Annotated in this window: 19 protein-coding genes; 5 read left to right on the top strand and 14 right to left on the bottom strand. The window is 70.9% G+C overall.

Annotated elements, in window-relative coordinates:
• Window positions 1–46: 46 nt before the first annotated feature.
• Window positions 47–409: a LysM peptidoglycan-binding domain-containing protein gene (locus QSV35_RS14465; protein WP_286289489.1), complete on the bottom strand. Its 363-nt coding sequence runs from the start codon at window positions 407–409 to the stop codon at window positions 47–49.
• Between the two features lie 259 nt (window positions 410–668).
• Here QSV35_RS14465 and lexA point away from each other — a divergent pair, with 259 nt between their 5' ends.
• Window positions 669–1,364 carry a transcriptional repressor LexA gene (gene lexA, locus QSV35_RS14460; protein WP_286289488.1) on the top strand — a complete coding sequence of 232 codons (696 nt, stop codon included), beginning with the start codon at window positions 669–671 and terminating at the stop codon, window positions 1,362–1,364.
• A 142-nt stretch (window positions 1,365–1,506) separates the two neighbouring features.
• On the top strand, window positions 1,507–3,141 hold the full coding sequence (locus QSV35_RS14455) for a hypothetical protein (protein ID WP_286289487.1): 1,635 nt from the start codon (window positions 1,507–1,509) through the stop codon (window positions 3,139–3,141).
• A gap of 59 nt (window positions 3,142–3,200) precedes the next feature.
• Here the strand turns inward: QSV35_RS14455 and metE are convergent, their stop codons facing one another.
• Window positions 3,201–5,516 carry a 5-methyltetrahydropteroyltriglutamate--homocysteine S-methyltransferase gene (gene metE / locus QSV35_RS14450; protein WP_286289486.1) on the bottom strand — a complete coding sequence of 772 codons (2,316 nt, stop codon included), beginning with the start codon at window positions 5,514–5,516 and terminating at the stop codon, window positions 3,201–3,203.
• Window positions 5,517–5,613: 97 nt separating this feature from the next.
• Window positions 5,614–6,564 carry a methylenetetrahydrofolate reductase gene (locus QSV35_RS14445; RefSeq protein ID WP_286289485.1) on the bottom strand — a complete coding sequence of 317 codons (951 nt, stop codon included), beginning with the start codon at window positions 6,562–6,564 and terminating at the stop codon, window positions 5,614–5,616.
• A 206-nt stretch (window positions 6,565–6,770) separates the two neighbouring features.
• On the opposite strand from QSV35_RS14445, the gene QSV35_RS14440 reads away from it, so the two are divergent.
• Entirely contained in the window at window positions 6,771–8,666 is a 1,896-nt protein-coding gene (locus tag QSV35_RS14440; RefSeq protein ID WP_286289484.1) for a dipeptidyl-peptidase 5, read from the top strand.
• 144 nt (window positions 8,667–8,810) lie between these two features.
• On the opposite strand, the gene hflX is transcribed toward QSV35_RS14440, so the two are convergent.
• The gene (gene hflX / locus QSV35_RS14435; RefSeq protein WP_286289483.1) at window positions 8,811–10,319 is read right to left on the bottom strand and encodes a GTPase HflX; all 1,509 of its coding nucleotides are present in this window, start codon (window positions 10,317–10,319) and stop codon (window positions 8,811–8,813) included.
• Window positions 10,320–10,401: 82 nt separating this feature from the next.
• Here hflX and QSV35_RS14430 point away from each other — a divergent pair, with 82 nt between their 5' ends.
• Window positions 10,402–11,043 (top strand): class I SAM-dependent methyltransferase, encoded by a 642-nt coding sequence (locus QSV35_RS14430; protein WP_286289482.1) that lies wholly within the window; start codon window positions 10,402–10,404, stop codon window positions 11,041–11,043.
• A gap of 8 nt (window positions 11,044–11,051) precedes the next feature.
• Window positions 11,052–11,744 (top strand): RIO2 family protein, encoded by a 693-nt coding sequence (locus QSV35_RS14425; RefSeq protein WP_286289481.1) that lies wholly within the window; start codon window positions 11,052–11,054, stop codon window positions 11,742–11,744.
• Here the strand turns inward: QSV35_RS14425 and dapF are convergent.
• The 10 genes from dapF to pgsA all read right to left on the bottom strand — a co-directional run bounded on the left by dapF (window position 11,731) and on the right by pgsA (window position 19,526).
• Window positions 11,731–12,585, bottom strand: a complete 855-nt coding sequence (dapF, locus tag QSV35_RS14420) for a diaminopimelate epimerase (protein WP_286289480.1) — start codon at window positions 12,583–12,585, stop codon at window positions 11,731–11,733. The genes QSV35_RS14425 and dapF overlap by 14 nt on opposite strands.
• A gap of 216 nt (window positions 12,586–12,801) precedes the next feature.
• A complete protein-coding gene (locus QSV35_RS14415; protein WP_286289479.1) occupies window positions 12,802–13,224 on the bottom strand; it encodes a GNAT family acetyltransferase in 423 nt (140 codons plus the stop codon).
• Complete coding sequence (gene miaA, locus QSV35_RS14410) at window positions 13,221–14,138, bottom strand: tRNA (adenosine(37)-N6)-dimethylallyltransferase MiaA (protein WP_286289478.1); 918 nt, start codon at window positions 14,136–14,138, stop codon at window positions 13,221–13,223. The genes QSV35_RS14415 and miaA overlap by 4 nt, the downstream gene beginning before the upstream one ends.
• Window positions 14,135–15,682, bottom strand: a complete 1,548-nt coding sequence (miaB, locus tag QSV35_RS14405; RefSeq protein WP_286289477.1) for a tRNA (N6-isopentenyl adenosine(37)-C2)-methylthiotransferase MiaB — start codon at window positions 15,680–15,682, stop codon at window positions 14,135–14,137. Before miaB ends, miaA begins: the two co-directional genes overlap by 4 nt.
• A 51-nt stretch (window positions 15,683–15,733) precedes the next feature.
• Entirely contained in the window at window positions 15,734–16,483 is a 750-nt protein-coding gene (locus QSV35_RS14400; RefSeq protein ID WP_286289476.1) for a regulatory protein RecX, read from the bottom strand.
• Entirely contained in the window at window positions 16,483–17,535 is a 1,053-nt protein-coding gene (gene recA, locus QSV35_RS14395; protein WP_286289475.1) for a recombinase RecA, read from the bottom strand. The genes QSV35_RS14400 and recA overlap by 1 nt, the downstream gene beginning before the upstream one ends.
• A 236-nt stretch (window positions 17,536–17,771) precedes the next feature.
• The gene (locus QSV35_RS14390; protein ID WP_286289474.1) at window positions 17,772–18,005 is read right to left on the bottom strand and encodes a DUF3046 domain-containing protein; all 234 of its coding nucleotides are present in this window, start codon (window positions 18,003–18,005) and stop codon (window positions 17,772–17,774) included.
• Window positions 18,006–18,007: 2 nt separating this feature from the next.
• Complete coding sequence (locus QSV35_RS14385; RefSeq protein ID WP_286289473.1) at window positions 18,008–18,316, bottom strand: helix-turn-helix domain-containing protein; 309 nt, start codon at window positions 18,314–18,316, stop codon at window positions 18,008–18,010.
• A 161-nt stretch (window positions 18,317–18,477) separates the two neighbouring features.
• Window positions 18,478–18,963 (bottom strand): CinA family protein, encoded by a 486-nt coding sequence (locus QSV35_RS14380; RefSeq protein ID WP_286289472.1) that lies wholly within the window; start codon window positions 18,961–18,963, stop codon window positions 18,478–18,480.
• On the bottom strand, window positions 18,960–19,526 hold the full coding sequence (pgsA, locus tag QSV35_RS14375) for a CDP-diacylglycerol--glycerol-3-phosphate 3-phosphatidyltransferase (protein WP_286289471.1): 567 nt from the start codon (window positions 19,524–19,526) through the stop codon (window positions 18,960–18,962). Before pgsA ends, QSV35_RS14380 begins: the two co-directional genes overlap by 4 nt.
• Window positions 19,527–19,529 lie beyond the last annotated feature (3 nt).

Below are 19,529 nucleotides of genomic sequence, written 5' to 3'. Positions count from 1 at the left end.
GTGCCGTCGCCCCGCCCCTTCCGCCGGCGGTCATACGCCGACGCGCTCAGCGGCCGTCGTACTGCGCGGGGATCGCGAGCTCCTGCCCGGCCGAGACCGTTGCACCGCCGAGGGCGTTGAGCCTGACGATCGCGTCGACCACGTCGCGCGGGTCGGCGTGCGGGGCGACCTCCTCGGCGATCGACCACAGCGATTCGCCCGCCGCGACCGTCACCGTGCGGAAATGGGTCGGCGCCACCACGTCCTTCGCGGCCAACGCCGCTCCCCCGCCGACGGCCAGCGCGATGGTCAGACCGACGACCGCGGGAAGGGAGGCCAGTGCGGCGATGACGCGCCGGCCGCGGCGCGTGAGACGAAGCCGCGTGCGCGTGACGCCCGGTCCGTGCGCCGTGATGCCGATGCTGGTCATGTCATCCCCCTCGTGGTGGCGAGAGGTTCGCACCGGGCGCTCGGCCGGGAGCGCCGGGTGCGAACTTCTCTTCCGAAGTTACTTTCGATATTCTTGTGTGTCAAGCGGGTCGTCGAATCGGAATCGGATCCGGAGCGACACGCGGCCGGTTCCTCCGACATGTCGCCGGTACCGGATACCGTTTCGATACGAAGAGCACATCACCGACCTCCGACATTCGAAGACGACTGCCAGCCGCAGAAGACGGGAGAGCACCCTCATGACCGATACGCCGAACACTCCGCGCGAGAAGGCGGACCGGCCGCAGACGCGTCGCCGCAAGAGCCTGAGCGACAAGCAGATGGCGATCCTGGAGGTCATCCAGCGTTCGATCGCGCGCCACGGCTACCCGCCGAGCATGCGCGAGATCGGGGATGCGGTGGGCCTGAAGTCCCTGTCGAGCGTCACCCACCAGCTGAACCAGCTCGAGCTGAGCGGCTACCTCCGACGCGATGCGGGCAAGACGCGCGCGATGGAGGTGCTGATCGACATCCCGGGCATCGCGGCCGAGAACCCCGCCGACACCGCGCCGTCCGTCGGCGATGCCGCCCTCGTCCCCCTCGTCGGGCGCATCGCTGCCGGCGTGCCGATCACGGCCGAGCAGCAGGTCGAAGAGATCTTCCCCCTCCCCCGTCAGCTCGTGGGCAAGGGCGAGCTGTTCATGCTGAAGGTGTCGGGGGAGTCGATGATCGACGCCGCGATCTGCGACGGCGACTGGGTCGTCGTGCGTGCGCAGGCGACCGCCGACAACGGCGACATCGTCGCGGCGATGCTCGAGGGCGAGGCGACGGTCAAGACGTTCCGCCAGCGCGACGGCCACACGTGGCTCCTCCCGCGCAACTCCGCCTTCGAGCCGATCCTCGGCGATGAGGCGACGGTGCTCGGCAAGGTCGTCGCCGTCCTGCGCGCCGTCTGAGCGGAGGCCCGCGGCGGGCGTTTCCCCGTTTCACACGATCAGGTGGATGCCGCCGCTGTCCTTCTCCGCCACAATGGGCGCAAACGTCCTCGTCGACGTATGGGGAAGAGGTGCTTCGGAGCACCGAGAGAGGGGCACCCACGTGGCCGACACGATCGCGGAACCGTCCGCAGCAGATCCGACCGAAGCAGAGTCGAGCACATCCGATCTCGAGAAGCGGATCGCCGAGCTTGAGGCGGAGAACGCCCGTCTCGCCTCGGGATCCGGTGCGGGCGACGAGGTTCCGCCGACGAAGAAGAAGCCCAAGGGCGGCGGCTGGCGCGCTTTCGTGTCGGCGCTGTGCATCGTGATCGCGGCGATCCTCGTGCCGGTCTCGATCGTCGCCGCGTGGGCTCGCACGGAACTCGTCAACGAAGACGCGTTCGTCTCGACGCTGGCACCGCTCGCGGAAGACCCGCACGTCCAGAGCCTCATCATCGATGAGGCGATGACCGCCATCGAGTCCAAGGTCGACTTCAACCAGCTGACGGGGAACGTCATCGACGGGCTGACCGGCCTCGGCCTCGGCCCGCGTGCGAGCCAGGCGCTGAAGATGCTGCAGCAGCCGGCCGCGGACGGCCTGCAGAACCTGGTGGAGACCGGCGTCACGAAGGTCGTCCAGTCCCCGGCCTTCGCCGACGTGTGGGCGACGGCCGTCCGCGGAGCGCACCGCGCGCTGGTGACGACGGCCACCTCGGACGGCAACGGTGTCTTCGTGCTGACCGACCAGGGCCTCGGCATGAAGCTCGGGCCCATCATCGAGCAGGTCAAACAGAAGCTCATCGACAGCGGCGTGGGCGTGGCATCCCTCATCCCTGCCATCGACAAGACCATCATCATCGGCGACGGCTCCGCCGTCGGAACGATCCGCACCGTCTATGCCATCGCCGACACGGCGGGGTGGTGGCTGCCGCTGATCTCGCTCGGACTGTTCCTGCTCGGCATCCTGATCGCGCGCCGCCGGTCCACCGCCGTCCTCGGGGCGGGCGTCGGCCTCTTCCTCGGCAGCGCGATGCTCGCCTCGACCTTCTCGGTCGGGACGCTCGTCGTCGGGCAGGCGGCGAGCCAGCTGAAGGTGTCCGTCTCCGGGCTCGACGTGATCTACAGCGCGCTCGTCGACAGCATGCAGCACACGGCCCAGATCGGCGTGCTGCTCGGCGCCCTCATCGCGGTCATCGGCTGGCTGACCGGCCGGTGGTCGCCGGCACGACGCCTGCGCGGAATCGTCGGCGGCCTCAACGCGAGCGCCCGCTCGGCACTGGCCGCGCGCGGCGTGGACACGGGACGGTTCGGCGAGTGGATGGGACGCCAGCGCATTCTCGCGCGTTCGATCCTCGTCGTCCTCGCCTTCGTCTGGCTCTTCGCGCTCCGACCGCTCTCCGGCGGCGACATCTTCCTCGTCGTGATCGTGACGCTCCTCGTCATGTGGGCGCTCGAGCTGCTGCAGAAGCGTCCCGGCGACGCCCAGCGCGCGATCGCCGCGGCGCGTGGAGACGAAGGGGAGCTCGTGGCGCCCGGCGGGACGATCCTGGCCGCGGACGGCGTCGCGCTCGAGGCCGCGTCGAGCTCTGGGGCCGGCTCGGCCGCGAGCGACGCGGAGGCCGGGCAGGTGTCCGCGGAGGTCGCGGGCGAGTCCTCCGATGACGACAACGACACGGCGGAGATCCCCTCCCCCGACGCGACCGACACGGCCGAGATCCCGGATGCGCCCGCACCGGGTCGCCCTCGGAAGAAGTAGCCGTTCCCACGACGGGAAGGCCGGTGCACCGCACCGGCCTTCCTCGTCTCACACCGGGGTCACGCCGTGACGGCGATCCCCTCCCGCACGGACTGCGTCGCCGCGACGAGGTTCCGCAGCGCCGCAACGGTCTCGTCGTAGCCGCGGGTCTTCAGCCCGCAGTCCGGGTTGACCCACACCTGGCGGGTGGGGACCGCATCCACCGCCCGCTGCAGGATGTCCGCGATCTCCTCCGTGCCCGGCACGCGCGGCGAGTGGATGTCGTACACGCCGGGACCGATGCCGTGTGCGAATCCGGACGCGGCGATGTCGTCGATGACCTCTCCGTGACTGCGCGCCGCCTCGATCGAGGTGACGTCCGCGTCGAGTGCGGCGATCGCGTCGATGACGACCGCGAACTCCGAGTAGCAGAGGTGGGTGTGCACCTGCGTGGCATCCCCCGCCCCCGCTGTCGCGAGCCGGAACGCGCCGACCGACCAGTCGAGGTAGGCAGGCTGGTCGTCGAGCTTCAGCGGCAGGAGCTCCCGCAGCGCCGGCTCGTCGACCTGCACGATCGCGATCCCGGCGGCTTCGAGGTCGGTGATCTCGTCGCGCAGGGCCAGTGCCACCTGCCGGGCGGTGTCGGCGAGCGGCTGATCGTCGCGCACGAACGACCACGCAAGGATCGTGACGGGGCCCGTCAGCATCCCCTTCACGTGCTGGGCGGTGAGCGACTGCGCGTAGCGCGCCCATTTCACCGTGATCGGCGCGGGGCGGGAGACGTCGCCCCACAGGATCGACGGACGCGTCGCGCGCGACCCGTACGACTGCACCCAGCCGTGCTCGGTCACGGCGAATCCATCGAGATGCTCGGCGAAGTACTGCACCATGTCGTTGCGCTCCGGTTCGCCGTGCACGAGCACGTCGAGGCCGAGTTCCTCCTGCAGCTCGATCACGCGCGCGATCTCGTCGCGCAGGAACGCCTCGTACTCGTCCGTCGTCGACTCGCCACGCGCGTGCCGGGCCCGAGCGCGCCGGATGTCCCCGGTCTGCGGGAACGACCCGATCGTCGTCGTCGGCAGGAGCGGCAGGTCGAGCGCCGCATCCTGTGCTGCGACGCGCTCCTCGTAGTCGGAACGCGCGAAGTCGGTCCGTGTCAGCGCCGCCGCACGGTCTCGCACGGCGCCATCGCGCACGCCCGGGGCTTCCCGGCGATCCGCGAGGGCGATGGATGCGGCGGCCAGCTCGGCATCGATCGCCGCCGTGCCATCGGTCAGCCCCCGCGCGAGCGTCGCGATCTGCCCGACCTTCTGGTCAGCGAACGCGAGCCAGGACACGAGCCGCTCGTCGAGCGCGGTCTCCTCGGCGACATCGTGCGGGACGTGCTGCAGCGAGGTCGAGGTCCCCGCCGAGATCCCCGCCGCGCTGAGGGAGCGCAGGCTGTCGAGCCGCGCGAAGGCGCCCGCGAGGTCGCCCCGCCAGATGTTCCGCCCGTCGATCACGCCGCCGACGACGGTCTTCGACTCGAGACCCGGCGCCGTCTCCGGCAGGTCGCCGCGCACGAGGTCGACGGCGAGCGCTTCGACAGGGGATGCGGCGAGCGCGCGCCACGCGGCATCCGTCGCCTGCGCGTACGGCGTCGCGACGAGGATGCGGGGACGATCGGCCGACGTGCCGAGCACCGCGTACGCGCGCTCCGCCGCCGCGGCGAGGACGCCCGGCGTCACAGGAAGGCTCTCGCTGACGAGTGCGGGCTCGTCCAGCTGCACCCACTCGGCCCCCGCCGCGCGGAGGTCGGCGAGCAGTCGCGCGTACACCGGAAGAAGGTCGTCGAGACGGTCGAGCGGTGTCGCACCGGCGACGGTGCTCTTCGCCAGCGCGAGGAGCGTCACCGGCCCCACGATGACCGGGCGGACCGTGAACCCGTCTGCGCGCGCTTCGGCGACCTGCCGCGCGAAGCGGTCGGACGACGGCGCGAAGACGGTCTCCGGCCCGATCTCCGGAACCAGGTAGTGGTAGTTCGTGTCGAACCACTTGGTCATCTCGAGCGGCGCCCGCTCGGCGTCGCCGCGCGCGGCGGCGAAGTAGGCGGCCAGCCCCACACCGCCGTCCGCCTCGCGCAGCGCGTCGAAGCGCGCAGGAAGCGCTCCGACGGCCGCGGCGGCGTCGAGGACCTGGTCGTAGAACGAGAAGGTCTCCGGGATCGACGAGTCGTCGCGGCCGAGGCCGAGCTCTGCGAGCCGCTCGCGCGTCGCACGCCGGAGGTCGGCGGCGACGGCCTCGAGGGCGTCTGCGTCGAGCGTGCCGGACCAGTGGTGCTCGACGGCGCGCTTGAGCTCGCGGCGGCGCCCGATGCGCGGGTAGCCCAGGATCGTTCCTGCGGGGAAGGCGGTCATGTCGTGCTTCCTTTCGGTGGGGACTTCGTGGTGATGGAGGTTCGGGGTCGCCGAAGAGACCCGCCGGGCGTCCGGCGGATCGCGCGACGACCGCAGTTCAGACGGTGGTCAGGATGCCGGCTTCCCGCAGCACGGCGAGCACCATGTCGTGGTTGTTGAAGGCGTAGAGGTGCACTCCCGGCGCACCACCCGCGAGCACGTTCCGCGCGAGGTCCGCGGCGTACGCGATGCCGATCTCACGCTGACCCTCGGGCGTGGGCTCGACGTCGAGGGCGATCGCGAGGTCGCTCGGCAGCTTCTCCTCGGTGAGCTCGAGGACGCGCTTCAGCCGCTGCGGAGAGGTGATCGGCATGATGCCGGGGAGGATCGGGATCGTCACGCCGGCGGCGCGGGCCCGGTCGACGAAGCCGAGGTACTGGTCGGCATGGAAGAACAGCTGCGAGATCGCGAACATCGCGCCTGCGGCCTGTTTGGCAAGCAGCGTGTCGATGTCGTCGTGCGCGTGCCGCGAGCGCGGATGCCCGTTGGGGAAGGCCGCGACGGCGATCTGAACGTCCTCCCGGCGAGCCACGCGCACGGCTCCGGGAAGGACGCCCTCCTCCGCATACGGGGTGCGCTCGGCCTGCACGCGATCGATGAGCTGGACGAGCTGCGCCGCACTCTCGAGGTCCCCGAGGTAGACGTCGGCCGGGTCGACCCCTGCGGGCGGATCACCGCGGAGGGCGAGGAAGCTGCGGATGCCGGCGTCCAGGAACTCCCGGATGAGCGCGCTCGCTCCCCCGTACGTGTTGCCGACGCACGTGATGTGCGCGAGGGGCTCGACATCGGTCGTGTCCAGGATGTGGCGCAGCACCTCGAGCGACCGCCCTCCGATCGAGCCCCCGGCGCCGAACGTCACGGAGATGAACCTCGGATCGGCCGCCGCGAGCGCGGAGATCGTCTCCTTGAGGCGATCGAGCGGCACACCCGGTCGCGGCGGGTAGATCTCGAACGAGATCGGCGCCCCGGCGGGACCACCGGTGTGGGGGAAGGGCGACACGAGAGACATGGATCCTCTGGAGAGCACAAGGCCGGGACGGCCGCGGACGGCACCCCGGCTCCAGGAGAACGGGGGCGCAATGTCGCGGGCGGGTGCCGGGCTCGGCTGTCGCTCCGATCCGGCGCGTGCGTCCGGACGTTTCACCCACCGTAGCCCAGCGCGCGCACGCCGGGGCGGCGGTGTGACGGACTGTTTCACCGCGTAGCGTGGACCGGGTGAACCGCATCCTCCCCTACGGCTCGTGGCCCTCCCCGATCTCCGCGGCGGAGGCTGCGGTGTCCTCCCCGCGCATCGACGGCGCCTGCTTCGTCGGAGATGACGTCTGGTGGGGGCAGACGGTTCCCGCCGAACGCGGCCGCACCACGATCATGAGCCGCGCCGCCGGCGTGCTGCTCCCAGCCCCCTGGGACGCGCGCTCGCGCGTGCACGAGTACGGCGGCGGGGCGTGGGCGGCCACGTCGTCCGGTGAGCTCGTCTTCGTCGAGAAGACGGACCAGAGGGTGTGGATGCTGACGCCCGGCGGCGAACCGCACGCGCTGACCCCCGCGGCCGAGGGCGTCCGATACGGCGGGCTCACCGTGTCCGCCGGCCGGCTGCTCGCAGTGCGTGAGACGGATGAGTCCACGAGCCGCACCCCGCACCGCGACATCGTCGAGGTGCCGCTCGACGGCTCGGCAGCGGCCGACGCCGGTGCGATCTCGACGCTCGCCGGGGGCAGCGACTTCCTCGCCCAGCCGGCGCTCTCCCCCGACGGCGAGCGTCTGGCATGGGTCGCGTGGAACCACCCCTCCATGCCGTGGGACGCCACCGAGCTGCGTGTGGGCGCCCCGGGCTCCGACGAATGGGTCGTCGTGGCAGGCGGGGAGCGCCGAGCTCCCCTGCAGCCGCAGTGGGACGGCGACGACCTCCTTTTCGTCGACGATCCGGACGGGCGGTGGAACCTCTTCCGGTGGCGCAATGGCGACGTCGAGGTCGTGGCTCCCGCCGACTCCGACACGGGCGGCCCCCTCTGGGTGCTCGGCGAGCGCTGGTACGCGCCGGTGGACTCCGAGCCCGGCCGCATCGTCGCCGTGCGCACGAACGGGTCGGATGAGCTCGTCGTCATCGGCGCAGACGGTGTCCGGCCCGTGTCGCTTCCGGCGCGCGCCGAGCTCACCATCGAGGACGTCAGCGGTCCGCGCGTGCTCGTGTCAGGCTCCGGAGACGGCGGCCCGGGGCTCTGGCTCGTCGACCTCGACACCGGACGCGCGGAAGCGGTCGCGGGCGGCGTCGCCCGCTGGGGCGAGGAGTGGATGCCGCGCTCCCGCGCCGTCACGTTCTCCGGGACGCACGGCGAGGTCCACGCGTTCGCCTTCCCGCCGACGAACCCGTCCGTCGCGAGCCCGGCCGACGAGCTCCCGCCCTACGTCGTGTTCGTCCACGGCGGTCCGACCGCGCACGTCGGGGGCGCCGCAACGGCGAAGATCGCGTACCTCACGAGCCGCGGCATCGGCGTCCTCGACGTCAACTACGGCGGCTCGACCGGCTATGGGCGCGCCTATCGTGAGCGCCTCCTCGGACAGTGGGGCGTCGTGGATGTCGACGACGTGATCGCCGCTGCGCAGGGAATGGCAGGCGCGGGACTCGCCGATCCGCGGCGCATCGCGATCGCCGGAGGGTCGGCCGGCGGGTGGACCGTGCTCTCCGCGCTCGCGCGCAGCGACGTGTTCGCCGCCGGCATCAGCAGGTACGGGGTCGCCGACCTGCGTGCCCTGGCCGCCGACACCCACGACTTCGAGGCTCGGTACCTCGACGGGCTCGTCGGGCCGCTGCCCGAAGCCGAAGCGGTGTACATCGAGCGCTCACCGCTCTCGCATCTCGACGGCTTCACAGCGCCGCTGTTGATCGAACAGGGACTCGAGGACCCCGTCGTCCCGCCGGCCCAGTCGGAGGCCGTGCGCGATGCGCTCGCCGCCCGCGGCATCCCGCACGCGTATCTCGCGTTCGAGGGCGAGAGCCATGGCTTCCGCCGCGCCGAGACGATCATCCGCACGCTCGAGGCCGAGGTGGCCTTCCTCGGCGCCGTGTTCGGCTTCGAGCCCGATGGCGTGGAGCCTCTCGAGCTCAGCTGACACCGCGTGTTCGTTGAGCGAGCGGAGCGAGACGAAACGCGCCCAGCCGAGAATGCGGCGTTCACTGCGTTTCGACTCGGTCGTTCCTCACTCGCTCAACGACCTCCGCGGGTCGTTGAGCGAGCGGAGCGACACGAAACGTTTCTACGCCAGGAGGAAGGGCGCGAGCTCCGCGGCCAGCCGCTCGGAGACGTACGCGTGCAGGGCGGTTCCGCCCTCCTCGTGCGCCTGCGAGACGATGTGACCCGACTCGTGCGCCGCGGAGACGAGGTCGCCACGGTCGTACGGGACGAGCGCGTGCACCTCGACAGCCGGGAGCGGCAGCGCGGCCTCGACGGCGGCGCGCAGCTCCTCGATGCCCTCGCCCGTGCGCGAGGACACGAAGTACGAGTTCGGTGCGAGCCCGCGCAGCACGAGCCGCGTGTCGGCATCGACGAGGTCGGCCTTGTTGAAGACGACGATCTCGGTGGTGTCGCGCGCGCCGACCTCGCCGATGACGTCGCGGACCGTCGCGAGCTGCGCGGCGGGATCCGGATGCGACGCATCCACGACGTGCAGGAGGATGTCGGCATCCGCGACCTCTTCGAGGGTCGACCGGAACGCCTCCACCAGCTGGTGCGGGAGGTTCCGCACGAAGCCGACCGTGTCGGTCAGCGTGTAGACGCGGCCGTCGGCGGCTTCCGCACGGCGGACCGTCGCATCCAGCGTCGCGAACAGGGCGTTCTCGACGAGCACACCCGCGCTCGTGAGGCGGTTCAGCAGCGACGACTTGCCGGCGTTGGTATAGCCGGCGATCGCGACCGACGGGATGGTGTTGCGCTTGCGCTCGGCGCGCTTGGCGTCACGGGCGGGCGCGAAGTCGCGGATCTGTCGGCGCAGCATCGCCATGCGGGTGCGGATGCGGCGGCGGTCGAGTTCGATCTTGGTCTCACCCGGTCCGCGCGAGCCCATGCCCGCACCGCCCGCGCCGACCTGACCACCGGCCTGGCGGCTCATCGAGTCACCCCAACCGCGCAGGCGCGGGAGCAGGTACTCGAGCTGCGCGAGCTCGACCTGCGCCTTGCCCTCGCGGCTCTTCGCGTGCTGGCTGAAGATGTCGAGGATGACGGTCGTGCGGTCGATCACCTTGACCTTGACGACGTCCTCGAGGGCGCGCCGCTGGCTCGGGGCGAGTTCGGTGTCGGCGATGACGGTGTCCGCGCCGACCGCGGCGACGATGCCCTTCAGCTCCTCCGCCTTGCCGCGTCCGACGTAGGTCGCGGGATCGGGATGCGGACGCCGCTGCAGCACGCCGTCGAGGACCACGGCACCGGCCGTCTCGGCGAGGGCGGCGAGCTCGCGCAGCGAGTTCTCGGCATCCTCCGTCGCGCCCTGCGGGTGCACGCCGACGAGGACGACGTTCTCCAGACGCAGCTGCCGGTACTCGACCTCGGTGACGTCCTCGAGCTCGGTGGACAGCCCAGGGACGCGGCGCAGGGCGGCGCGCTCCTCGCGATCCCACTGCTCGCCGTCGGTATCGCCACCCGTGGTGGTCGCGGCATCCTGCAGTGCCTGCGCTGCTCCGAACGACAGCGCGGTCGTGCGGGATTCGGCGTGCGCGAGCACCCGGTCCACCGCATCCGTCCCGTCGGCGTCGTGCGACGTCTCCGTCATGTTCTCCTCTCGAGGCCCGAATCCGGGCATCATTGAACTCTAGCCTCCCGCGCGGGCGGCTGGCTCCGCTACGCTCGCACGTATGGGCCTCGACCACTACTTCACGTCGTCGCCCGCGAGTCCCGAGAACCTCCGCACGCTGCGCGTGACACTCGCCGGTCGCGTCGTCGAAGTGACGACCGCCGGTGGGGTCTTCAGCCCCGACCGGATCGACGCCGGCACGCAGGTGCTCTTCGCCAACACGCCGCCTCCTCCGTCGGGAGGTCACCTGCTGGACCTCGGGTGCGGGTGGGGGCCTGTCGCGCTGACGCTCGCCATGGAGGCACCGCACGCCACGATCTGGGCCGTCGATGTCAACGAGCGGGCGCTCGACCTCGTGCGACGCAACGCGGAAGCTCTCGACCTCTCGAACGTCAACGCCGCACTGCCCGATGATGTTCCCGACGACGTGACCTTCCGCTCCATCCGTTCGAACCCGCCGATCCGGGTCGGGAAGAACGAGCTGCACGGGCTCCTGGAGCGCTGGATCCCGCGGCTCGACGAGCGGAGCGACGGCTGGTTCGTCGTCAAGCGCGACCTCGGCTCCGACTCCCTGCAGCGCTGGCTCGCGGCGACCTTCGACGACGGCTACAGCGTCCACCGCGCGGCGACCGGCAAGGGATACCGCGTGCTCAAGGTGCGGCGGCACGGCACGCCGCCGACCGAGGCGATCGAGCTGCCGTAGGCGCCGACGTGGCGGAAGCCGATTCCCTCGCCGCCGAAGCGCTCTCGCGACTCGCGGACGACGCGGATCACCGCGATGCGGAACGGACGCTGCGTGCCGCAGCCTGGACGGATGTCGGCGCGGGCGACTGGGCGTTCGTCCTGGGTGCTCCGTCAGTTCGGCTCGTCGCGCGGATCAGTCCGTTCGATCCCGTCGGTCCTTTCACCGCGGCGCTGTATCGGAAGGCCGCGGGCACGCGGCGTGTTCCGCGCCTGTACGGCCATCGCCGTCTGGCAGGAGGCGGCGACCTTCAGCTGATGGAGCGGCTCGAAGGGGTGTCGGACGAGGATGCGGCGGCGTTCCGCCGTCGCATCGTCGCCGGAGACGCTGACCTCCACGACCTGATCACGGCCGTGCGGCGCATCCACGACGAGGCCCTGCGAACGCTGCCGTGGTGCGGGCCCCTCGACCTCAACCCCGGCAATGTCATGCGCTCGGCGGCCGGGACGCTCGTGCTTCTCGACCCGTTCTACGCCGACGGCCCGAACCTGTACCGAACCGCCGCCGAGCATCCCGAGATCGTGGTCGAGCGCATCCGCGAAGAGGAGCGCAGATTCATCACCGACATCCCGCTCACAGCGTCCGGACCGTGGGAGCCCGGGGCGCAGGACGCGCTGCGTGCAGGGCTCGCCGCCGCGGACGCCCGACTCAGGCGAGCGTGACCTCGCCGGAGAAGACGAGCGTCGCAGGCCCCGACAGATGGACGTGGCCGTCTGCCGTCACGCGGACGCCGAGCTCGCCGCCCGGGACGCGCACGACCCAGCGATCGGGAGCGGCAGCGCCTGCCCAGTCGCGGACAGCGAGGGCGGATGCGGCGACCCCGGTGCCGCAGCTGAGCGTCTCCCCCACCCCGCGCTCGAAGACCCGCATGCTGATGCTGCCGACCCCGTCGGTGACGAGCGGATCGGCAGGGACGACGAACTCCACGTTCGCACCGAGCGGCGGGTCGGGATGCAGCTGCGGCTGCGCGGCGAGGTCGAGCGCCTCGAGCTCCTGCTCGCTCGGGAGCGCGACCACGATGTGCGGGTTCCCGACGTCGACTGCGGATCCCGGCCGGGGGGCTCCCCCGCCCCGCGTGCGGACGAGCACATCGTCGTCCTCGATGCGGAAGTCGCCGAGATCGACCTCGAAACCGCGGTCGCTGCGGCTGACGGTCTTGACGCCGGCGCGCGTCCCGATGCGCTGCGGCGCGTCGAAGGAGGCGAGGCCCGTCTCCTCGAGGTACTTCGCGAAGACGCGGATGCCGTTGCCGCACATCTCGGCGATCGACCCGTCCGCGTTGCGGTAGTCCATGAACCACTCGGCGTCGACCGCGCCGGCGCCCTCGGCGATCACCGCGGAACGCACGACCCGGAGGATCCCGTCCCCGCCGATGCCGAACCGCCGGTCGCTCAGCGCAGCGACCTGGTCGGCGCTGAGGTCCAGCTCGCCGTCGGGGTCCGCCACGATCACGAAGTCGTTGCCCGTGCCGTGGCCTTTCGTGAAGGGGACGGTCGTGGCCATGACCCAAGTCTACGGGCGCGCCGCATCCTGCCGCCGTGTCGTCTCCCCGCGGCGGCCGTCCTGCCGCCGCCACCCGTCCCGATCGTCGCCACGCTGCTGTTCTGCGGCGGAATCGGACGGGCCCTGCCTGCGCCGCGTCGTTCGACGGTCGCAAGCCGTCGTTGTTCCGACGCTGCACGACGGAACAGGACCGATGGATCCGGCACAGGCGCCGTCTCAGTCGGCGATGAGACGCTTGCCCGTCGCCCAGGTCTCGAACGGCTCGTAGCCGAGGGCATCGTAGAAGCCGCGGGCCCCGCCGTTGTCGGGCCGGACCATGAGCTGGACCTTCGGGCACCCCATGGCGACGAGCCGCCCCTCCGCCGCCTCGACGAGCAGCCGGCCGATGCCCTCGCCGCGGCGCCCGGAGCTGCTCGCGAGGTAGTACAGCCATCCGCGATGACCGTCGTATCCGGCCATCACACTTCCGACCACGACGTCGCCATCGACGGCGACGAGGAAGAGCTCGGGCTGGACCGCGAGCTTTCGTTCGATGTCGCGATGCGGGTCGTTCCAGGGCCGGGTGATTCCGGCTTCATGCCACAGCGCCACGACGGCGTCGGTGTCGGGGATGTCGAAGGCGCGGACGGCGACGGTCATGCCGACGAGTCTGCCAGCGCGCCGGGGTCGGTCCCCGGCGCGACCCATTCGAGATCGCGATAGCGCTTGAACCAGGACACCTGACGGCGGGCGTAGCGACGCGTCAGCGCCTGCGTCTCGGCGATCGCCTCCGCCTCAGTCGCCTCGCCGTTCAGCTGCGCGAGTGCCTGCGCGTACCCGATGGCGCGGCGCGCGGTGACGCCGTCCTCGAGGCCGCGTGCGCGGAGACGTTCGACCTCGTCCAGCAGGCCGTCGGCCCACATCCCCTCGACCCGCGCGTCGAGGCGTGGCACGAGCACGTCGCGGTCGACATGGACCCCGACGATGCGGGTCGACGGGTGCCACAAGACCGGCTCCTCCGGAAGGGCGGCCCCATGCGTCGCCTCGCCTTGCGCCAGCACCTCGAGCGCGCGGACGATGCGTCGGCCGTTGCGCGGGTCGACCCGCTCGGCCGTCGATGGGTCGAGCGCGCGCAGCCGCGCGTAGAGGACGCCGGGACCTTCCGCCTCGAGCTGCGCTTCGAGCTCAGCGCGCAGTGCGTCGTCGTGCGGGGGGAACCGGAAGTCGAAGATGACGCTCGACACGTAGAGGCCGGACCCTCCGACGAGGATCGCATCGGCATCCCTCTCGTGGATGCCCGCGATCGTCCGACGCGCCGCATCCTGGTACCAGGCGACCGCGGCCTCCTCCGTCACGTCGAGCGCGTCGAAGAGGTGGTGCGGGATGCCGCGGCGTTCGGAGTCGGGGAGCTTCGCGGTGCCGATGTCCATACCGCGGTACAGCTGCATCGCGTCGGCATTGACGATCTCAGCTGGGACGCCGCGCACGGCGAGCGCCTCCGCGAGGTCGAGCGAGAGGGCGGTCTTTCCGGTTCCCGTGGCGCCGACGACCGCCCAGAGCCGCCCGTTCGTCACACGCCGATGCGGAGCGTCGGCAGGCCCAGGGAGACCGCCCCGCCGGGCGTCGAGCCGTGGGCCGGAACGGCGCAGGACTCGGCCTGCGCGCGATCCCACGCGTCGCCGGCACGGGTGCGGCGGATGCTCAGCGGCGTTCCGTCGGTCGCGTCGGCGAGCAGATGGAAGGGCGCCGCATGCGTGATCACGACGCTGACGACGTCGCCAGGGCGAGGGATGTCGGAGCCCGCCGGCACCTCGAAGTGCACGAGGCGGTTGTCCTCGGCGCGGCCCGTGAGGCGGTGGGTCGCGGCATCCTTCTTGCCTTCGCCGGTCGAGACGAGCACCTCGACCTCACGGCCGAGCTGCTTCTGGTTCTCCTCGAGCGAGATGCGCTCCTGCAGCGCGATCAGGCGGTCGTAGCGCTCCTGCACGACGTGCTTCGGCACCTGGTCGGCCATCGTCGCGGCCGGGGTGCCCTCGCGGATGGAGTACTGGAACGTGAACGCGGCGGAGAAGCGGGCGGCCTCGACGACGCGCATCGTGTCCTCGAAGTCCTCGTCCGTCTCGCCGGGGAAGCCCACGATGATGTCCGTCGTGATGGCGGCGGTCGGGATCTTCGCGCGGACGCGGTCGAGGATGCCGAGGAACCGTTCGCTGCGGTACGAGCGGCGCATGGCGCGCAGGATGCGGTCGCTGCCGGACTGCAGCGGCATGTGCAGCTGCGGCATGACGGCCGGCGTCTCAGCCATCGCGTCGATGACGTCGTCCGTGAAGGCGGCGGGATGCGGGCTCGTGAAGCGGATGCGCTCGAGCCCCGCGATCTCGCCGGCGGCGCGCAGGAGCTTGCCGAACGCCTGGCGGTCGCCGAACTCGACGCCGTAGGAGTTGACGTTCTGCCCGAGCAGCGTGACCTCGATCGCACCGTCCTCGACCAACAGGTTGATCTCGCTCAGAATGTCGCCCGGCCGGCGGTCCTTCTCCTTCCCGCGCAGGCTCGGGACGATGCAGAACGTGCAGGTGTTGTTGCAGCCGACGGAGATCGACACCCATCCGGAGTGGATCGCGTCGCGCTTGGTCGGAAGCGTCGAGGGGAACACCTCGAGCGACTCGAGGATCTCGAGCTCCGCCTCCTCGTTGTGCCGCGCGCGCTCGAGGAGCCGTGGCAGAGAGCCCATGTTGTGCGTGCCGAACACGACGTCGACCCACGGGGCCTTGTCGAGCACGGTCTGCTTGTCCATCTGCGCGAGGCAGCCGCCGACGGCGATCTGCATGCCCTCGTGGTGGTCCTTGCGGGACTTGAGGTGCCCCAGCGTGCCGTAGAGCTTGCCCGCGGCGTTGTCGCGGACCGCGCACGTGTTGATGACGACGATGTCGGCCTCTTCGCCGGGCGTCGCCGCGATGTAGCCGGCGCTCTCGAGCGACCCGGACAGCCGTTCGGAGTCGTGCACGTTCATCTGGCAGCCGAACGTGCGCACTTCGTACGTGCGCGCGCGACCGTCGGCAGCGATGGCTGCGGGCGACGGCGCGATGAGCGTCGGCGCGCTCTGGACCTCGTCAGACATGCCCTCCAGTCTAAGTGAGCGCCCGTCACGGGAGACCGCGACAGGGGGCGCTCAGCGGAAGCGCACCGATGAGCGCGAGCCACCACCCTCGTCGAGCGCCTGTCGTGCGGCGGTCATGGCGAGCGACCCGCCGTACCCGCGGCGGGACAGCTGCCCCACGAGCCGCCGGAGAGCGGTATCGCGATCGAGAGACGTCATGCTGCGCGCCTTGGTCCGCGCGAACTCGAGTGCCCGCTCCAGATCGTCGTCGGGAAGCTCGTCGAGCGCCGCGTCCGCGATGTCGCGCGGGATGCCGCGTTTGGCGAGCGTCTGCGCGATGACCTGCCTGCCCTGTCCCTTGCGGTCCACACCACTGTGCACGAGTTGGCCGGCCAGCGCCGCGTCGTCGAGGTAGCCATGCCGCTCGAACACGCGGATGACGGCGTCCACCGTCTCGTCGTCGAGGTCGCGCTCGGCGACCACGGCGCGCGCCTCGCGGACGGACAGCGAACGCGTGCGGAGCTTCTTCAGCAGCGTCTGCTCCGCCAGGTCGCGCTCGGCCTCCGGGTCGACGTCGTCGTCCGCGAGGTCGGCCGACCCGCCCTTGCGGTGCGCCGCCGGCTGTTCTTCGGGGTCGTCATCCCACTCTGTGCGCCAGGTCGCCTCCGCAGGCGCAGGGGGTCCGTCGTCGGCGGAGATCTCGTCGCCCGCCACATCGCGGGCTGACACCCGCCGCTCCCGCGCCGGGGACCCGTCGCCCGAAGGCGACCGGTCCCCGAACAGCGGGATGACGGGGGCGAGCCCGTCGTGTTCGTCGGGCATCAGGCCGGGCGGCGCTCGGCGAGCTCATCGGCGACGGCCGGGGCCTCGCCGCGCGGCACGCCGATGCCGAGCTTCTGCTTGATCTTCGTCTCGATGTCGTTCGCGACGTCCTCGTTCTTGATGAGGAAGTTGCGCGCGTTCTCCTTGCCCTGCCCGAGCTGCTCGCCGTTGTACGTGTACCAGGCGCCGGATTTCTTCACGATGGCCTGGTCGACGCCGTAATCGATGAGGCTGCCCTCGCGCGAGATGCCCACGCCGTACAGGATGTCGAACTCCGCCTGCTTGAACGGCGGAGCCATCTTGTTCTTGACGACCTTCACGCGCGTGCGGTTGCCGACCGCCTCGGCGCCGTCCTTCAGGGTCTCGATGCGACGGATGTCGAGGCGCACCGACGCATAGAACTTGAGCGCCTTGCCACCCGCGGTGGTCTCGGGCGAACCGAAGAACACGCCGATCTTCTCGCGCAGCTGGTTGATGAAGATCATCGTCGTGTTCGTCTGGTTGAGCCCACCGGTGAGCTTGCGCAGCGCCTGGGACATGAGTCGCGCCTGAAGACCGACGTGCGAGTCGCCCATCTCGCCCTCGATCTCGGCCTTCGGCACCAGCGCTGCGACGGAGTCGATGACGACGAGGTCGATCGCACCCGATCGCACCAGCATGTCGGCGATCTCGAGCGCCTGCTCACCCGTGTCGGGCTGCGAGACGAGGAGCTGATCGATGTCGACGCCGAGCTTCTTGGCGTACTCGGGGTCGAGTGCGTGCTCCGCGTCGATGAACGCGGCGATGCCGCCGGCGTTCTGGACGTTCGCGATCGCGTGAAGGGTGAGCGTCGTCTTACCCGACGACTCCGGCCCGTAGATCTCGATGATGCGGCCGCGCGGGAGACCGCCGATGCCGAGCGCGACGTCGAGGGCGATGGACCCCGTGGGGATCACCTCGACCGGAGCTCGATCGTCGCTGCCCAGTCGCATGACCGAGCCCTTTCCGAACTGCCGATCGATCTGGGCGAGGGCCGACTCGAGGGCCTTCTCGCGGTCAGCGGGTGAGGGCATGACGTGCTCCTTCAGCTCGTGTTCCGTCGCCTGTAGGCTGTCGCGCTCCACCCCGGACGGGAGGGATGCTGCGACAAGGCGTGGGTGTCATCCGACGGTCTTCACGCTATGAGGGGGCTCCGACATCCTGTCGTCGCTCCCTCGGTCCCGTGGAAAACGCGTGCTCGACACCTTCTGTGAAGGACACTACGCGCTCATCGAACAGAACTTCGACGACACGCCGCGTTTCGGCGGGCTCAGCGACCGGAGGCGCGACGAGGTTCGAGCCGTCCGACGCCGTGGCGGCGCGATTCCGGCACGTCCGTCTCAGCGCACAGCGCGAGCCACACCTCGCGCGGCGGCACGCCGGCGGCGAGCGCATCGGCGGAGGTCCGACCGCCGACCTGCGGGAGCGCCAGATCGAGGACGAGCGACAGTCCGCGCGCGCCGAACTCGGCTTCGACCGCTCGGTCGAACTCGCTGCGCCGCAACGTCAGCGCAGCGACAGTTCGGGCTCGACGGAGGCGAGCAGTTCGTCGGGAACGGTGTCGGGCAGGGTCTGCAGACCCTCGAGCACGGAGATGCGGTCGCCGACCTCGCGCATGATCGTCGAGATGGGGACGTCGAGGGCTTCGGCGACCGAGGCGAGGATCTCGCTCGACGCCTCCTTCTGCCCGCGCTCGACCTCGCTGAGGTAGCCGAGGGCGACCGAGGCGCGCCCGGCGACCTGACGGAGCGTGCGCCCCTTCTGCTGACGGAGATCGCGAAGGACCTCGCCGATCTCTTGCCGAACCAGAATCATCGCGGGCCCCCTTTACCGTGAATCTTCCGCTGTCTGGGTGGACAACAGTACAACACCGATCGCTGTCAATCTAATCCTCTGCGCCTGAGAATGTGCGGGACTCACCGCTTCTGTAACCCAACTGTTCACCGGGAGATTCCGATGGCCGGGCCCCCGTTCGCTCACAGCGAAACGGCCACCGCCTCGAGCGCCGCGCGCACGCTGCCCCGGCGCACGGCATCGCGATCACCCGGAAGGACGAGCGAACGCACCGCGGCCCCGTCCGGAGTCGCCACCGCCATGTGCACCGTCCCGACCGGCTGCCCGTCGGGCGAATCCGGACCTGCGATGCCGGTGGTCGAGACTCCGACGTCGGCGCTGGTGACGCGCCGGACGCCCTGGGCCATCTGCATCGCGACCTCAGGATGCACCGGCCCGTGCGCGGCGAGCAGCGCCGCATCCACCCCGAGGATCGACTGCTTGAGATCCGTCGCGTACGCCACCACGGCGCCCCGCACGTGGGCGGAAGCTCCGGGGATCGACACGAGGGACGCCACCACGAGGCCGCCCGTCAGGGACTCGGCGATCCCGATGCTCCACGCACGGCGGGCGAGGCCTTCCAGCACGACGCGCGCGAGCGCTTCGAGCTCGGCGTCCGCCGTGCTCATGAGGCCTTCGCGCGGCGGCCGCGCACCTCGCTGACGATGTAGTCGATGCCGCTGGCGATCGTGAGGATGATGGCGATCGTCATCGTGACGCCGTTGACCCAGAAGATCCAGTCCCCGACGAGGGTCCAGAGCGGGAGCAGGGCGAGCGACAGCGCCACGGCCTGCGCGACCGTCTTCAGCTTGCCCATCCACGCCGCCGCGAGCACGTGATCGCTCACCACCATGAACCGGTAGACGGTGATGCCGATCTCGCGCACCAGCACGACGATCGTGACCCACCACGGGAGCTCCCCGAGGATGGAGAGACCGATGAACGCGAAGCCCGTGAGCACCTTGTCCGCGATCGGGTCCAGGAGCTTGCCGAGGTCGGTGACGATCTCGTAGCGGCGTGCGATGTAGCCGTCGACGCCGTCGGTGGCGATCGCCACGATGAACAGCGCCGCCGCCCACCAGCGCAGCGGCCCGTCCGCGCCGTCGTCGGCGAGCAGCATCCAGAGGAAGACCGGCGCGCACAGGATGCGGACGATCGTGATCGCATTGGGGAGCTGACGGGGAACGGCCACGTC

Source organism: Microbacterium candidum (assembly GCF_030315975.1).
In the GTDB taxonomy this organism is placed as follows: domain Bacteria; phylum Actinomycetota; class Actinomycetes; order Actinomycetales; family Microbacteriaceae; genus Microbacterium; species Microbacterium candidum.
Note: the sequence above shows the minus strand (reverse complement) of the source record. Positions and strands in the feature narration are given on the sequence as shown.

Coding starts and splice junctions, on each gene's coding strand:
- QSV35_RS14465 (WP_286289489.1), bottom strand. CDS start 409: ATGACCAGCATCGGCATCACGGCGCACGGACCGGGCGTCACGCGCACG.
- lexA (WP_286289488.1), top strand. CDS start 669: ATGACCGATACGCCGAACACTCCGCGCGAGAAGGCGGACCGGCCGCAG.
- metE (WP_286289486.1), bottom strand. CDS start 5,516: ATGACCGCCTTCCCCGCAGGAACGATCCTGGGCTACCCGCGCATCGGG.
- QSV35_RS14445 (WP_286289485.1), bottom strand. CDS start 6,564: ATGTCTCTCGTGTCGCCCTTCCCCCACACCGGTGGTCCCGCCGGGGCG.
- hflX (WP_286289483.1), bottom strand. CDS start 10,319: ATGACGGAGACGTCGCACGACGCCGACGGGACGGATGCGGTGGACCGG.
- QSV35_RS14430 (WP_286289482.1), top strand. CDS start 10,402: ATGGGCCTCGACCACTACTTCACGTCGTCGCCCGCGAGTCCCGAGAAC.
- dapF (WP_286289480.1), bottom strand. CDS start 12,585: ATGGCCACGACCGTCCCCTTCACGAAAGGCCACGGCACGGGCAACGAC.
- QSV35_RS14415 (WP_286289479.1), bottom strand. CDS start 13,224: ATGACCGTCGCCGTCCGCGCCTTCGACATCCCCGACACCGACGCCGTC.
- miaB (WP_286289477.1), bottom strand. CDS start 15,682: ATGTCTGACGAGGTCCAGAGCGCGCCGACGCTCATCGCGCCGTCGCCC.
- QSV35_RS14400 (WP_286289476.1), bottom strand. CDS start 16,483: ATGCCCGACGAACACGACGGGCTCGCCCCCGTCATCCCGCTGTTCGGG.
- recA (WP_286289475.1), bottom strand. CDS start 17,535: ATGCCCTCACCCGCTGACCGCGAGAAGGCCCTCGAGTCGGCCCTCGCC.
- QSV35_RS14385 (WP_286289473.1), bottom strand. CDS start 18,316: ATGATTCTGGTTCGGCAAGAGATCGGCGAGGTCCTTCGCGATCTCCGT.
- QSV35_RS14380 (WP_286289472.1), bottom strand. CDS start 18,963: ATGAGCACGGCGGACGCCGAGCTCGAAGCGCTCGCGCGCGTCGTGCTG.